The 243-nt window shown below is 52.7% G+C and carries 1 protein-coding gene; it reads right to left on the minus strand.

All coding sequences use genetic code 11. The features are described 5' to 3' along the window. Nucleotides 1–243, minus strand: a 243-nt coding sequence (locus tag R0J87_RS23760) for a hypothetical protein (RefSeq protein ID WP_498889469.1), incomplete at both ends; no start/stop codon positions are given.

A 243-nucleotide genomic window follows, 5' to 3' on the forward strand; every position in this document is an offset into this window, starting at 1 on the left:
CGTGTTTGTTGATATCTTTTTTGCAGTAGACACGGGCTTCAGGCAAAGCTTTTTGGAACATAGCCGTTACAGCGGCGCCTTGGCTGCTGCCGATTTCAAGGCCGATGATGCCAGGGCGGCTTATCAATGCAGGCACTTGCTCTGCTAAAGTTTCGTAAGCTGCAAGCCCGTCGCGGTCAGCGAACAAGGCTTCGTGCGGCTCGAATTCACGTACGGTATCAGACAGACCAGACGCTTCATGAT

Source organism: Halomonas sp. SIMBA_159, from assembly GCF_046536035.1.
GTDB classification, from domain to species: Bacteria; Pseudomonadota; Gammaproteobacteria; order Pseudomonadales; family Halomonadaceae; genus Vreelandella; species Vreelandella venusta_A.